The organism is Peribacillus simplex (genome assembly GCF_900156045.1).
GTDB lineage: Bacteria > Bacillota > Bacilli > Bacillales > DSM-1321 > Peribacillus > Peribacillus simplex_D.
This window is the reverse complement of the sequence record NZ_FTMX01000005.1, coordinates 277,425-292,532: the sequence shown is the minus strand read 5'-3', so window position 1 is coordinate 292,532 and position 15,108 is coordinate 277,425. Positions and strand designations below refer to the sequence as shown.

Sequence of the window (15,108 nt, the reverse complement as noted above, 5' to 3'; positions counted from 1 at the left end):
AAATAATGCTTACACAGTGTTCATGAAAGGTGTCAAAATCCTAATGTAATAGAAAGGATTGGAATTAATGTTATGAATATATTAGTAACAGGTGCTGCAGGATTCATTGGTTTCCATTTAACAAAACGTTTGTTAACCCTAGATATCAATGTTATAGGAGTAGACAATATTAATGAATATTATGATGTTTTTTTAAAAAACAATCGACTCAAGATATTAAAAGAAAACCCTGATTTCGAATTCCATAAATTGGATTTAACTAATAAAGAAAAATTAAATCAATTATTTAAAGACAGATCCATTGATATAGTCATCAACTTAGCAGCCCAGGCTGGAGTACGTTATAGCATAGAAAATCCGGATTCTTATGTTAATTCCAACCTGGTTGGGTTTTTAAATATCTTAGAGGTCTGCCGACAAAATAATGTAAAGCACTTAATTTATGCATCCTCCAGTTCTGTATATGGAGCAAATACAAATATCCCCTTCTCAACCAAAGACCCAGTGGATCATCCAGTAAGTTTATATGCTGCCACTAAAAAGTCTAATGAATTAATGGCTCATACTTATAGTCATTTATATAATATTCCAACCACAGGACTCCGTTTCTTTACGGTTTATGGTCCATGGGGGAGACCAGATATGGCTTATTATTCTTTTACTAAAAATATTATTGAAGAGAAAACAATAAAGGTTTTCAATAATGGAGATATGAGAAGAGACTTTACTTATATTGATGATATTGTTGAAGGAATAATCCGATTACTTGATAAACCACCGGTCTATCATTCTGGATGGGATCGAGCTAACCCTGATCCAAGTTCAAGCTATGCCCCATACAAAATTTATAATATCGGTAATAATAAGCCCATAAAATTAATGGATTTCATTAACACACTAGAGAAACTAATTGGAAAAAAGGCCAAAATAGAATTCTTACCGATGCAACCTGGAGATGTTAAGGAGACATATGCAGATATTGCCGATTTGCATGCTGATGTGGGTTTCTACCCTTCAACAACAATAGAAGAAGGTTTAACTCATTTTGTAAGTTGGTACAATAAATACAATAAATAAGGAAAAAAGAAGCAGTGAATTTTTGCTAAGTGGGATTTTAGTGACAGGAAGATCAAAAAATAATCCTGGAGTTGATATGAAAGGCCAATTAACGAATGCCATTAATGAAATGCTGAAAATTAGAAAATGTCTATGTGAAAACGATAAATGGAGACAGATTCGATATTAGTAGATTTGGAGTGCATGGCAGAACAGTACAATATAAATAAAAATATAATGAGTAAAAATTCTTGATCAAATAAAAAGAGAAGGGTAAATTACGTGCAAACAAAAAGATTAATTAAAAATTTGTAAGTTAATAAAAGGAGAAAGTAATTTGAACCCTGAAAATATGAAAACACAATTGGAAGTTGTTAAGGAGTATAATTTTTCAGATTTTCTCATGACGTCCCTTTCACGTAATGCTACAAATAATCCTCTATACAAATTAAATCCCCTATATGAAAACTATTTTATAGTTTGTTCTGAAGAACTACCATACAAAGACATTTATAAAGCAGATTCCATGTTCCCTCATGAATATCACAAGCAAGTGAAGCAAAGTGGAGAACAAGGAAAAATTAAAAAATTAGGCAATTATCAAGAACTATTAGTTTTAGAAGAACGCGAGAAGAGTAAATATGAATTTCTTGTAAAAGGAACTGAGGCAGGATGAAAACCATTGCTTATTTTGTAAGTGAAAATATTAAAACACACCAACGTTTTATATATAATCAAATCGTAAAAATAAGTAGCTATCGCTCCATTGTAATCGGCCCATTCGACAATACCATCCATACAGAATTCCCCTTTGAAAACTACTATAATATAAACAAGATTAAAGATCTAGAAAATTTCTTCAAAGAACAAGAGGTCATAGCCATTCATGCTCATCATGGAAAACACGGACAAGATATTTTGCCTGTATGTGAAAAATATAATATCCCATTGATGGTTAGCATTAGAGGGCGCGATGGTTCTGACAGACCAGAAATTTTTAAAAAAAATGCTCAGCGATATTCATCATTAATTAAACATGGTGCACAATTTTTTCCTGTTTGCGAATATCTTGCACAAGGATTAAGAAGTTTAGGAATTCCGGACGATAAAATTCATGTGTTATATGGTGGTATCGAATTAGATCTTTTCGCCTATTCTACCCCCACACTACCTAAAGAAGGCGAAATAAGAATATTATCTGTAGGTAGACTTGTAGACAAAAAAGGATTTGTTACTCTCATAAAAGCATTTAAAAGGATTTATACACAATATCCGAATGCTAGACTGCATATTATTGGAGCAGGTGAAGATGAGAATAAAATTAAATCGATCATTACAGAATTTAATCTTAAAGATGCTGTGATTCTTAGAGGAGCTATGAATTCAAAACAAGTTTCAAATGAATTGAAAAAAGCTCATATCTTTTGCCTTGCAAGTCAGACTGCTAAAAGCGGTGATATCGAAGGCATTCCTAATGCCTTAAAAGAAGCAATGGCTAGCGGTTTACCTGTCGTTTCCACCCAACATGCGGGAATCCCTGAATTAATTGAACACCTGAAAACAGGATACCTAGCTCCCGAAAAAAATGATATTGAGTTAGCGAAAGGCATACAATTCTTTTTAGAACATCCAGAGGTTTGGAACGACTTTACGGAAAGAGCACGGAAAGTCATTGAAGAAAAATTTGATATCAATAAACAAATTATGGAGCAACAAAGATTATATTCTCTTGTTAATACAACGAAAACGGAAAAGAAAGCGGAAACGGAAACGGAAACTGAGACAGAAAAGAAAACGGAAACGGAAACTGAGACAGAAAAGAAAACGGAAACGGAAACTGAAACTGAAACAGAAAAGAAAACGGAAACTGAAACAGAAAAGAAAACGGAAAAGAAAGCGGAAAACGAAAAGGAAAAGGAAAAGAAAGCAGAAAACGAAAAGGAAACGAAAAAGAAAAAGAAAAAGAAAACGGAAAAGAAAACGGAAAAGAAAGCGGAAACGGAAACGGAAACTGAAACAGAAAAGAAAGCGGAAAACGAAAAGAAAACGAAAAAGGAAACGGAAAACGAAAAGAAAACGAAAAAGGAAACGGAAACGAAAACGAAAACAGTAAAAGAAAAGAAAAAGGAAACGAAAACGAAAACGGAAACGGAAACGGAAACGGAAACGAAAACAGAAAAAGAAAAGAAAACGAAAACAGAAAAAGAAAAGAAAACGAAAAAGGAAAAGAAAAAGGAAAAGAAAAAGGAAAAGAAAAAATAAATCAAGTAAGGAAAACTTAAAAACAGTTACGAAAAAACAAGCTGGGTACCCAGTAGTTATTATATATAGGGAGTGTCACGGGGTATATTGATGAATTTACGAAGCTTGTGGGAAAATGCAAGTCATTTAAATACGGGCAAAAGTATTTATAATTAATCAGATGGGACTTATGGAGTAAGGAGAATCATTAACAGGTTTAACGATTGGTGGATTACAATTTGTAAAAGTTTTAAAAGGCTTAAACTATTTTATTGATCAATTCTATTCTGTTAACGCTTTTTAATGAAATTATCGAAGGAACCATAAAACCTGATGGTATAGAAGAAAGTGCCGTCCAATTATTTCCAATCAATCAGCTAAAGATATGGACCCCGATATCATAAAAGTGATTTGTAATTATTCTAGATTTCGCAACTGAATTTTTTCAAAACCAGCCGTATTTTCACTCTTCTAAAAAAGAAGTAATGAAGAATAAATGATGCTCTTTCCAAAGTATTGGTTGGGAATATGGATAATTCGTAATCAAAAACTTTGGAGGGAGGACATTTGGCGATTCTACAACACGTTACAAAGAAGTACTAAAGGAAGCTAAAAATGATATCGTAATGGATGCCTTAGGAACGTTAGATTCCATACTCAATTGATCGCCTAAAATGCGTTCTAAGATCAAAGAGTAAAGAAAAGCCAAATAAAGCAAAACTGGAAGGAGCTGTATTCTGTTGGGTTGGGAATATATGTATAATAATTGGACGAGTTACCCTAATTTAAATCATGAAATGCGTTTATTGCTTGAAGAAATGAAGGATGATGAAATAGCACTTGAAGACGCCTTTTATAAAAATTTGGAATTTGGGACGGGTGGTATGCGAGGGGAAATTGGTCCAGGTACGAATAGGATGAACATTTATACCGTGCGAAAAGCGACTGTAGGACTTGCTGAGTATATTCAATCGTTTGGAAACGAGGCAAAATCCAGAGGAGTCGTAATTGCTTACGATTCCAGACATAAGTCTCCCGAATTTGCATTGGAAGCAGCCAAGACTTTGGCAACAAAGGGAATTAAAGCTTATCTATTTGATGAATTACGACCTACCCCACAGCTCTCTTTTTCCGTACGTAAGCTGGATGCATTTGCCGGTATCGTCATTACAGCAAGCCATAATCCGCCTGAATATAATGGGTATAAAGTGTACGGATCAGACGGGGCACAGCTACCTCCTGAAGCGGCGGATCAAGTCATTAATTACGTGAACGCGATTGAAAGTGAGCTTTCCCTTGTAGTTGAAGAAGAAGAAATCCTAAAGGACAGAGGACTCATTCAAATCATCGGGGAGGAGCTGGATACTGCTTATAATGAGCAATTGCTCACTATTCCGGAAAATCCAAAGTTAGCAGATGAAATCGATGTAAAGCTCGTATTTACACCGCTTCATGGTACAGCCAATAAATCGGTAAAACGTGCTTTGCATGATCTAGGATATCGAAATGTCCATTTTGTTAAAGAACAGGAAAAGCCCGATGCTAACTTTCCTACCGTTAAAGTCCCTAATCCAGAGGAACATGCTGCTTTTGAATTGGCCATTGAGCTTGGTAACCGCGTCGACGCTGATTTGTTAATTGCCACTGATCCGGATTCGGATAGGCTCGGAATTAGCGTGAAAAATAATGCTGGAGATTATGTCGTATTAACAGGCAACCAAACAGGCGCTCTCTTTTTGGATTATTTAATTTCACAAAAACAAAAGAAAGGGACTCTTGCTGAAAATGGAGTCGTATTAAAAACCATCGTGACCTCAGAAATAGGAAGGGCGATTTCTGAGCAAAATGGTTTAAAGACCGTAGATGTTTTAACTGGATTTAAGTTCATTGCTGAAAAAATCAATGAATACCACAGAAGTGGAGAACATTCTTTCCTGTTTGGCTATGAAGAAAGCTATGGATATCTAATCAAAGATTTTGCTCGAGATAAGGATGCCATACAGGCTACCATTCTGGCAGTGGAAGTCTGTGCCTATTACAAAAAGCAAGGCAAAACGATGTACGAAGGTTTAATGAAAGTTTTCGAAAAATATGGATATTACTTGGAAGATTTGCAATCGCTGACTTTAAAAGGAATTGAAGGTGCCAGACAAATTGATGCGATTCTCAATGAATTCCGTGAAAATCCACCAGATCAAATCTCTGGTCATCAAGTAGTGGTTCAAGAGGATTATCTCAGCAGGAAAAAATACATGTTTGCGTCAAATAGGGAAGAGGCCATCAAGCTCCCAAAATCGAACGTATTAAAATATTTTCTTGAAGATGGCACCTGGGTATGTTTACGACCTTCCGGAACAGAACCTAAAATTAAATTTTATTTCGGTGTTCAAGGAAGCTCGATGAAGGAAGCGAAAGGGAAATTATCCACCGTTATGAAAGACTTTATGAGAAGTATCAATAAAATGATTTAAAGAAGGACTCTCATTCAGAGGATCTTCTAAAAAAACTAGGGTCCGCATTTCTTTACATAATGAATGCGGACCCTTTTTTGTCTATCATTAGATAGTACTGTTTTCTAAATCTAGCACACGGCCTTTCGTCCTTAGGACTTACGGAGTTGAATAGGGTCCTTTTTCCACCATGGGTATGAGGGTGTGCGTGGTAGGTTCTAATGGGCTGATGCTGATATTTATTACTTTTTACACTAATTGGAATATTGAGCATATAATATATTATTCCAATCCAATTCTCCAACCCCCCCTATATAGTAGCCTTGCTGATACCGTATGACGTTACGTAGTACAGTTGTACAGGCCCTAGGATGGGCCTTATGAAAGGTGCTAAATGGGGAGGGTTTTTAAAAGGGACCTTATTTGCACTCTTGGAGAGGCCATTCCCGATGAGAAAAGTCAAATAAAAAAGAACCTTTAAAGAAGAAGTCATAAAACATAAAACTAGAACATCTAACATAATACATAAATCGACATTCAAACAAAAGAACAACCCCATATTTAACTATTGCTTAGTAATGTCATAAAGATATATTCTTTATAGCGTACCCCGAACTATTTCCTTCCTGGAGACTTGCCGAAATTACTAAAGTTTCTTACCTAGTGGCGATGCTGATTGCTCTTTTGACCCTCAACAGAGCCTAACTTGATATTTGGTCAAGCACCTTTTTAATTTAATTATGTTGTTTAGCTCGTTCTTCAAACTTCCGCGATGGCACAAGCTCATGCAATTCTCGTCGATTTCGATCAGGGGCAGCTTTCATATGCTGTGCGTTAACAACTAAAAATTTCATTTCACAAGCTTTAATTAAGTTCAAGAAAGGTTTCCAAAACCACGCCTGTGCTTTTATATTGTTGCTGTGATTATTGAAAACAGCGTATTAAATATAAAATCATAGAATAAGTATAAGAAGTGAAAAGGTGCTTAGTTCATTCGTTTTATCTCCAATTTTCTTCCTTTTTATTATTAGGGAATAGTCGTTTTTTCGAAAAAAGAAACTTTCAATCTTATGAACTTTTTTTAAAAGAACTAAAATTCTTTCCTGTTTATAATAATATTCGAAGGTGAGTGAACATGAAAAATATAATAAAAAGAAAAATGATAAAAATACTTAATGGAAACAAGGAAACTAGATTAACCGTTCAAGTTGCAGATACTCAAAGAAAAAGAGATAAGGGCTTAATGTTTGTTAGGAAATTACCTGAAAATGAAGGGATGTTATTTGTGTTTTCAGAAGAAATATATGGTGGTTTTTGGATGAAAAACACATTAATTCCTTTATCTATTGCTTTTCTTGACTCAGCTGGGGAAATTCTAAAAATACTTGATATGGAGCCTTGTATAAAAGATATATGCCCTATTTATGATCCAGAAATATCATATCATTATGCAATTGAAGTGAATCTTGGATGGTTTGAAAAGAATCAAATTAAAGTAGGGGATTATGTTATGCTTGGTTGAATTCATATCACCTGACCTTTAATTCTTTTAGGTGAGTTTCAAGTGGATATTTATGTTAATGTAACAAAAAAAGGTGCTTTACTTTATTACCAGGAGCTGTTCAGCAGCTCCTTTTCTTATGCAACTAGAGAGGCAGGTTACTTGAATAAGGACTATCTATATTTAGATCATATTGAGGGTAAAATAACCAAAATAATTATAAGAGGTGTTGGTATGAAAAAAATTATTTTGGGCATATTTATTATCTTTACTTTTGTCATTTCTCCCATTCAAACAAATGCAACAACTATGCCTTGTAGTATGGTATTGGAACCAATTGATAAAAAGCTTACAAATTCAAAGGGAATAGCATTGGTTTATAAAGTGCAGTTACGCCCACCAAGTTTTGCACGAACTAATGTAAGTATTCTTGGTGTACACCTTCCAGAACCATCTACTTATGGGAATTACGATAGCTATGAAGGTTTTGCTTTATAACAGACGAAATTAGTTGGCGTTTCAGGCTTTATCCTTCTCCAGAAAAAGATAGTCCAACTTGGGCTGGAAGATTTGATGAAATTACAGCGAAAATGGAAAATGTAGAAGTGCAGGTGCGTCTTTCTAATTCAAAAACTAAAAAATTGGGACCCACTATATTAAGAAGTAATATCAAACACTGTAAGTAGCTATGGAACTGACGGGTACTTTCGTCTTCTAAGGTCGACCAGTAAAACAACTGGTTGACCTTTTTTAATAGAAATTTTTTATCATTAGCCAGAGTAGCACTTACGGGTGCGTGGGAGTTAATCCCGTGAAGTAAACTGTCCGTCCGAAATTTGTTTGGGGCTGGCTGGGACTTAGATTCGTATAACAAGCAAGCTATGACACTGCATGGAGGTATATGGTTAGTAAGTAGAGGAGGAAAATTGGAAGTTTTCTTTATTGTTGCTAAAGGAATATCCTATTTTCGAGGGGGGATATATAGCTGGAGAAAGTAGACTAGCAGAAAGCATGATTGAGTTCTTTCCTAACAAATCGGGCGAATGTTAAAAACTTATATAATACTTAAAATGTGCTTGGCAGCAGTAATTGGGCATCTATTTTTCCGAGGCATCAAAACAAAAATATGAAAAGTTGGCGAAAACGGATTGACAGTGATAATCATTATCATATAAAATACTAAATGAAATTGATAATCATTTTCAATTAGTTCTGCAAAAAGAATTTCGATATTAAAATGCGACAATATTGAATATACAGTTTTGGACCAGGAAGAAAAATTAAAAAATTAGTCAAACTTATTAGAATTGACGGTAACTCTGACAAACAAAGAGCTAAGATTGAAGAAGAATTTAAAAACTGAATGTGAGTGAGGGAGGAACACCTATGAATAAAAATTTTGTAATATTGGAATCATTTCAGCATCAAGTAAGCTGCTGCTGTCCTGGGCAAAAGCACCAACATATAATTGAGTTTCTTCAAGGTGATGTTTGGACAATTACAAACGAACGGAAGTACGTTGATTGCCTAGGATGGCACTCTTTAATAGTTGTCAACAATGAGTTTCAGTTTTTTATGCATGTAGAAGATATTGAGGAACTGTATACCAATGGTAGCATTTGCTCCATTTTGGATTTGAACCTAAAAATTAACCATTTGAGCTTTAAAGTAAACGAAGCACTCGATGCACATGATAGGGAGTCATTTCTTTCATTTGCTGATGAACTGAGCAACGTACAAAAAATAAAGAATAAAATGGATTCTGGAAATGTACATGCTTTTTAAAGAACAGGGCATTTTCATGAACATATAAAATAAAAGCAGAGAATCGTTCAAGAAGCGGTTTCTTTCAAAATGGACACTTCAACAAAAAGGAAGGTGAGTATCTATCTATAATATTTTTTCAATGTGATTCGTGTTGCTATATCAAGAAATAATTGTATCAGGTGTTAGAAGTTGATTTTTAAATGTCATGCCCTACTGTGGTGTGAGCTCATGCTCGATGTAGGTAAAGTAAATAGGAGATCATTAGGTTCAGGGATTCGATGTACCAAATTTTAATTAAAGGTGATAACGCACTAATTAAAAAATTTTTATAAATAATTGATAATAATTATCATTGTTGAAAGGGAATTTATCATGTCTAAAATCATTATAATTTTTGCCAGTATGAGTGGAAATACAGAAGAAATGGCCAATGCCATTGCAGAAGGAATCACGGAAATCAGTGATGTGAATATTGAAAAGATAGATATAATGGATGGTCCTGAAGCGTCTATACTTGGAGATTACGATGGTATCTTATTAGGTGCATATACGTGGGGAGACGGAGAATTACCGGATGATTATTTAGACTTTTATGAGGAATTGGATCATATTGATCTGACAGGAAAAAAAGCTGCGGTGTTTGGTTCCTGCGATTCTTCTTACACACAATATGGTGCAGCCGTAGATATTTTGAACGAAAAATTAAGGGAAAAGGGTGCTGTTATCGTCCTAGAAGGGTTAAAAGTAGAATTAACCCCAGATGATGAGGATATCAAAAACTGCCAAAATTTTGGGGGGGATTTTATAAAGAAAAGTTTTGTCCCTTCGATTAAGAATTAGAGAAATTTTATGGGGAAAGAGAGGTGATGGGAATGATGGGTAAGGAACATCGGATTTCCATTGCTACTTTAACTGATTACCATCTACAAGATTTTATAAGATGTCCTTATCAATTTTACTTTCTTCATATAGAAGGAAAAATCACATCTCAATTGGATTGGAGGAAAATGGTTCAATTTGTGGTTAAACAAGTTGTAAGTCGTTATTATAAACTTCCTCCAATAAATAAGACGACAAAGAAAGTTATGGAGTTCATAGATGATCATTGGAGTGCCATTGATGTACGTCAGTTTGAGTCAAAGAATCATTATTATATGGCTCTTGCTAATATAACAGATCATTTACTCCAATTTTTAACTACTACAAAAATTGAATATCCACCTTTATTTTTATATGAAAAGTTTAACATTAATATTGAGGAGTTGGGAACCGAACTTTCCTTAACTTTCGAAGTTGCAGAATGGTCAAGCAACTCATTCATCATAAAGAAGTATTTAGTTGATACACATGAAGAAATGAACCTATTATTTAATAATATGATTTCGGTATTTTGTGAAAAGGCATTTGGTCAGCTACCGGAAAGAATAGAGATATACTCGCTTATGGAAGGTAAAACGGAAACGTATATTCCGAACATGAATGATGTTTCGGATGGATTGGAATACCTCAACATAATCAAGAAACTTTTACAAGAACGCAATAAGTATTTGAAAACGGATTCCTTAACAGTTTGCAAAAGCTGCTCTTATCAAAAAAGATGTTATGAAGGTATGAATATAAACCAAGAAAGATTCAATAGTCAATAATCGTGTTCAGAAAACCCTGGGTTATTGCGGTTGTGGACAAAGTTGACAGTGAATAATTACTTAGTTTTTAACATCTTGCGTATAAGAGGATGATCTAATATTAAGCGGGTTGCGATTAGGGAATTAATTCTAATAGAATAATATGATAAGAAAAAAACGATGGAAAACCTGCCAACGTTCAATCGTTGCCTAATTGGATTTACGTATTATTAAAAAGAAAAAACGTTCCGAAAAAACCCTGCCAAAAAGTTTTGGAGGGTTATTGGGCATGGACCAAAAAAGTAGACCAAACGGAAAATGAAATTTTAGAGAAAGATTTTGACAACCCATTAGCTGGTTGGTCCTGTAAGAAGTATGGAAAATGATTAAACTTTTTTATAACAGTATCATTCAATTGAATATGGTTAAGCGCATGTTTTGACCAATCTTTTTTCAAAACATGCTCTTTCCATTTTTGTTCCGTTATCAAGATTTCTTGTATTAATTTGATACCACATTGTTTCAAAGCCACAATAACACTTCTCGTTTGCAATTGCAGGTACAAGAGGATGCATATCAAGGCGCTCATAGCTTCTCACTTATGCTAGTTTCTTTTGTTTTTGGTCTAAGCGATGACTTAGGAAAGTTAGAAGACTTGCAAAGATAGCAACCAAACCACCTACTAATGTAACATTCATCAAATTTCCCTGATGGTAAACAACTCCGCCTAATGCGGAACCAAAGGCGATACCGACATTGCTTGCTACTGGCATCAGTGAAGCAGCTAGTCCTGTAGCTTTTGGTTGATAAATGCCGGCAAGATCTATCAAATAAAGTTGGGTAGATGTAGTTAAAAGGATAGCCATTAATGACATTAAACTAATATTAACCAATCCAAAGATTAAATTATCTGTGGTCCAATATAAACTGACCAGAACAATTGCTTGAACGAGAAAAACAAACCGGAGGCGTCCGATAGCATTGTGGCTGGCAATTTTACCAGCAAGAATGTTGCTGAAAATGGAAATGAATCCGTAGCCAAACAAGATCAAACTGATTGAACTACTTGGTGCTTCCATTCCTTTCAGGATCGGAACAAGATACGTATAAACGGCATATGTTGCTCCAAATCCAAAAGATGGGATGAAAAAAGCCATCAAGATTCGTGGATGTATTAACAAAGAAAATTGCTCACGCATTGAACTGCGAAATGTACTGTGCATAGTAGGTAAAATGAAGAAAGATGCCAAAAACGCAATTCCACCGAGAAAAGTCGTTAACAGGAAGGTTGCATTCCAGTTGTACCAATCAGCGATGACAGTGCCTATTGGTACTCCAATTACATTTGCAAGAGTAAAACCACCAAAAACGAATGATATAGCAAGTCCACGTTTTGCGATTGGCATGGTTTCGCTTGCAACAATCATGGCAAGCGAAATTAAAACGCCTGTTACGATCGCAGTCATCATCCGAAGAGCAAGGAGCATGATGTAGCTCGTCGAAATTACGCACAAAGCATTCAGGATGATGAACGATCCGATCAAAAACAACATCCATTTACGTTTTGGAAAATGGCTTGTTGCCGACATCACGAGTGGTGTCGCAATGGCAAACGTAATCGCAAACGCAGAAACGAGTGTACCTGCTTTTGCATTTGTAATATGGAGACTCGAGGAAATATCGGTTAAGATCCCGATGATAACAAATTCGCTTGTCCCGAGAACAAATGTTAATAAAGTAAGTGTTAAGATGAGTAACCAATGTCGCTTGGATAATTCTGTGTCGTGCATAAATACCTCTTTTCTTAGATGAATGTAAATGTGTCACATGGTAGATAAACAATTTAACTATCATATCATAAAAAAATATTTATGTGGAAAACCCTTGCTTAGTTATCGTTTATTATTTCTTGCTAAATAGCTTGTGCCTGAATCATTCATTTTTTTTTATCGTAACCTTTTTTGTTATTGAACCAAAAATAATCCCGAAAGGATAAATAAGGAAAAACAATGAAAATAAGCAAAAATCAAACGGGAACAATGGGAAAAGTTAAGGATAATCTAAAGAGGGAAGCTGTCAAAAATATCATGGCAAAAACGGGAGACTTAGCAAGATTAGATGCTAAAGTCAATCATAATTACACTTTAAACATCAAGGAGGGAAGGATGGAAAGCAACATATAAATGGGAAGTGTGTTGTCAATAATGGAAAAATCAAAGTCAAGAAATTCTGGTGTTAAGTAAATTTCAAACACCATTTAAAAACGGCAACATTGTAGGTATGTATCTTATAAAATAACCGAACCGGTACTTATTATTCACTTTGTTTTTTACCCGAATTACATGAAAGGTTCATGTTACTATCGGTATTAATTCGGGGTATATTTCTTCTTTCTGATCTCATACTAAAGATAAGAAGGAGGGGTATCCATGGCAAAACGAACAAAGAAAAATGATGCAGACCAAAAGAACAAACAAGGATTCAATTCAAGCAAAACGGATTCAGAATTCTCTCAAGAATTTGGCAGTGCAAACGCTAATCAAGCACATAAAAATAAAGCAAAAAAAGAAAAAGCATCTAAAAATCAAGGTGAGTGGAAAGGCATGCATTAATTAATACTTGCCAGACTCGAACTCATGATAAGTGATGACTGCCCCCGAGTACAAAGGGTGGAGGCATGCTTCTAATGGTTTACTGAACTTTATATAAAGGAGCTTATTTAGATGACTCAATCTAAGCGACAAGAAGAACGCCAATGGAAAGATCGTAAACAATCGCAGAATCCACATGGTAAGGTTAAATCATTTGATCAATTAGCTGAGGGCATGGGCAAAAATGAATCTGAAACCAAGTAAAACTGCTTAAGAATGAGAGGCTATCCCATAGGGTCAGAGCCCTACAAAATAGTGAGGTCACTTCCTTGGGGGTACCCTCTCTTTGTCGTTACCTAAAATTAGTTTAAAAATTTAACCTTTATCAACAAACATAGTGTCTCCGTAGCGGGCACCTTTAAACATTTTTTTATGGATTCTTGTTTTGGGATACACAGGTTTGTTCGTGATGCTGGCAATTATCTTTTTAATAGTAATTTCCAATAGGTTTTTATTTTGGTGGATAAAACTACAATAGTAGCTATTATTCTGTAATTTCTTATATCTTTATCCTTCATGTACCAGATGTGGATTGATACAATGGTTGGATATTTTTCTAGACTTTGGCAGTAATTCTCCTGCTTATTTATTACAAATGGTATAGAAGTGTACAAAGCAAAACAGCTAAAGGATTGGTTGTTATTATTTTCATTCCATCAACTGCCATTTTTTTATTTATTACTTTTTTATTCGGGTTTGGATACGGGTACAGACCATAAGGGTTATCCTTTTTTATTACATAGTTTATAGGTTTTAAGCAACTAACGGGTGCGTTTGCGACATAATAAGGCTGCCATTTGGCGGCCTTTTAAAAGAATAATTAATAATCAAATTCAAAATAAGAAAAAAAGAATATTAGGGTTATTTTAGATATTTTGTATTTTTTGCACACTTTATGCATGAATTTGTAATCATAATGTAAAATTAGGTAAATATGTTTGTCACTTAAAGCTGATAAAATCAAATAAAAAGGATTTTATCGGGGGAGAAAATGAAAAAAATTATAGCATCTTTTGTAGTGTCAGGATTGTTACTATCAAATCCGTTGGTTAGTAATGCTGCATTGGGCGATCGTACGTTAAAAAGTGGAATGACCCATACCGAAGTAAAACAATTACAAGAGGTATTAAAGAAAAAAGAATATTTCAAGAGTAAGAATACAACTACATATTTTGGGACGGTTACTAAAAGTGCAGTTGTAAAGTTCCAAAAAAATAAAGGCTTAAAAGCTGATGGTATTGTAGGTCCGAATACATATAAAGCATTGGGTGTAAAAAAGCAGACATCCAACGGAGCTAATGTGAATAAAGCAAGCAATAAATCTTCTGCGATAGTGAAAGAAGCAAAAAAGCATTTGAGGGTACGGTATGTATGGGGGGGAACTACACCAAAAGGTTTTGATTGTAGCGGATTCCTAAAATACGTTTTTGAAAAAGGTGCAGATGTCACTTTACCAAGAACGGTATCTGAAATTTATAAAAAGGGGACAAAGGTTTCCAAACTACAAGCTGGAGATTTGGTCTTTTACGAAACCTATAAATCTGGTGCCTCACATGCTGGTATTTATATCGGGGGTAATCAATTCATACACAGCTCATCATCAAATGGTGTAAGCATTACCTCTATGGATAATAGTTATTGGAAGAAAAGATACTTAGGAGCAAAAAGAATGTAATAGAGAAAGTTGCCAGTTCTTTTATTAGAGACTGGCTTTTCTTTTTTAAATTGTTCTACCAATAGGTTACGATACTGAGAAGTCCTATGTGATCTATATCTTTATCAATCAAATAAGAATGCTAGCATCAAACCCCACAAAT

General features: G+C 34.7%; 13 protein-coding genes and 1 pseudogene. 13 read left to right on the top strand and 1 reads right to left on the bottom strand.

Going from position 1 to position 15,108, the window contains the following annotated elements; genetic code table 11:
- The first annotated feature begins 72 nt into the window (after positions 1-72).
- The 9 genes and pseudogenes from BW986_RS18395 to BW986_RS18345 all read left to right on the top strand — a co-directional run bounded on the left by BW986_RS18395 (position 73) and on the right by BW986_RS18345 (position 10,661).
- Positions 73-1,077, top strand: coding sequence for an NAD-dependent epimerase (locus tag BW986_RS18395; protein WP_076369455.1), 1,005 nt, complete (start codon positions 73-75; stop codon positions 1,075-1,077).
- Between the two features lie 316 nt (positions 1,078-1,393).
- Positions 1,394-1,732: a hypothetical protein gene (locus BW986_RS18390; protein ID WP_076369453.1), complete on the top strand. Its 339-nt coding sequence runs from the start codon at positions 1,394-1,396 to the stop codon at positions 1,730-1,732.
- Positions 1,729-3,318: a glycosyltransferase gene (locus BW986_RS29340; RefSeq protein ID WP_179086111.1), complete on the top strand. Its 1,590-nt coding sequence runs from the start codon at positions 1,729-1,731 to the stop codon at positions 3,316-3,318. The genes BW986_RS18390 and BW986_RS29340 overlap by 4 nt, the downstream gene beginning before the upstream one ends.
- A gap of 719 nt (positions 3,319-4,037) precedes the next feature.
- The gene (locus BW986_RS18375; protein WP_397222585.1) at positions 4,038-5,768 is read left to right on the top strand and encodes a phospho-sugar mutase; all 1,731 of its coding nucleotides are present in this window, start codon (positions 4,038-4,040) and stop codon (positions 5,766-5,768) included.
- 1,114 nt (positions 5,769-6,882) lie between these two features.
- On the top strand, positions 6,883-7,269 hold the full coding sequence (locus BW986_RS18365) for a DUF192 domain-containing protein (RefSeq protein WP_076369449.1): 387 nt from the start codon (positions 6,883-6,885) through the stop codon (positions 7,267-7,269).
- A gap of 213 nt (positions 7,270-7,482) precedes the next feature.
- Positions 7,483-7,934: pseudogene (locus BW986_RS18360) on the top strand (hypothetical protein).
- 700 nt (positions 7,935-8,634) lie between these two features.
- Positions 8,635-9,033 carry a hypothetical protein gene (locus BW986_RS18355; RefSeq protein ID WP_076369447.1) on the top strand — a complete coding sequence of 133 codons (399 nt, stop codon included), beginning with the start codon at positions 8,635-8,637 and terminating at the stop codon, positions 9,031-9,033.
- 354 nt (positions 9,034-9,387) lie between these two features.
- Positions 9,388-9,855, top strand: coding sequence for a flavodoxin (locus BW986_RS18350; protein WP_076369445.1), 468 nt, complete (start codon positions 9,388-9,390; stop codon positions 9,853-9,855).
- Between the two features lie 32 nt (positions 9,856-9,887).
- A complete protein-coding gene (locus BW986_RS18345) occupies positions 9,888-10,661 on the top strand; it encodes a hypothetical protein (RefSeq protein ID WP_142244679.1) in 774 nt (257 codons plus the stop codon).
- A gap of 578 nt (positions 10,662-11,239) precedes the next feature.
- Here BW986_RS18345 and BW986_RS18335 read toward each other — a convergent pair.
- A complete protein-coding gene (locus BW986_RS18335) occupies positions 11,240-12,430 on the bottom strand; it encodes an MFS transporter (protein WP_076369441.1) in 1,191 nt (396 codons plus the stop codon).
- A gap of 219 nt (positions 12,431-12,649) precedes the next feature.
- Between BW986_RS18335 and BW986_RS30300 the strand changes: the two genes are divergently transcribed.
- The 4 genes from BW986_RS30300 (at position 12,650) to BW986_RS18325 (ending at position 14,966) form a co-directional block, all read left to right on the top strand.
- Positions 12,650-12,823 carry a hypothetical protein gene (locus tag BW986_RS30300; protein WP_179086110.1) on the top strand — a complete coding sequence of 58 codons (174 nt, stop codon included), beginning with the start codon at positions 12,650-12,652 and terminating at the stop codon, positions 12,821-12,823.
- 246 nt (positions 12,824-13,069) lie between these two features.
- Positions 13,070-13,252: a hypothetical protein gene (locus BW986_RS18330; protein WP_076369439.1), complete on the top strand. Its 183-nt coding sequence runs from the start codon at positions 13,070-13,072 to the stop codon at positions 13,250-13,252.
- A 111-nt stretch (positions 13,253-13,363) separates the two neighbouring features.
- Positions 13,364-13,495 carry a DUF6254 family protein gene (locus tag BW986_RS30545; RefSeq protein WP_221408324.1) on the top strand — a complete coding sequence of 44 codons (132 nt, stop codon included), beginning with the start codon at positions 13,364-13,366 and terminating at the stop codon, positions 13,493-13,495.
- Positions 13,496-14,282: 787 nt separating this feature from the next.
- Positions 14,283-14,966: a C40 family peptidase gene (locus BW986_RS18325; protein WP_076369437.1), complete on the top strand. Its 684-nt coding sequence runs from the start codon at positions 14,283-14,285 to the stop codon at positions 14,964-14,966.
- Positions 14,967-15,108 lie beyond the last annotated feature (142 nt).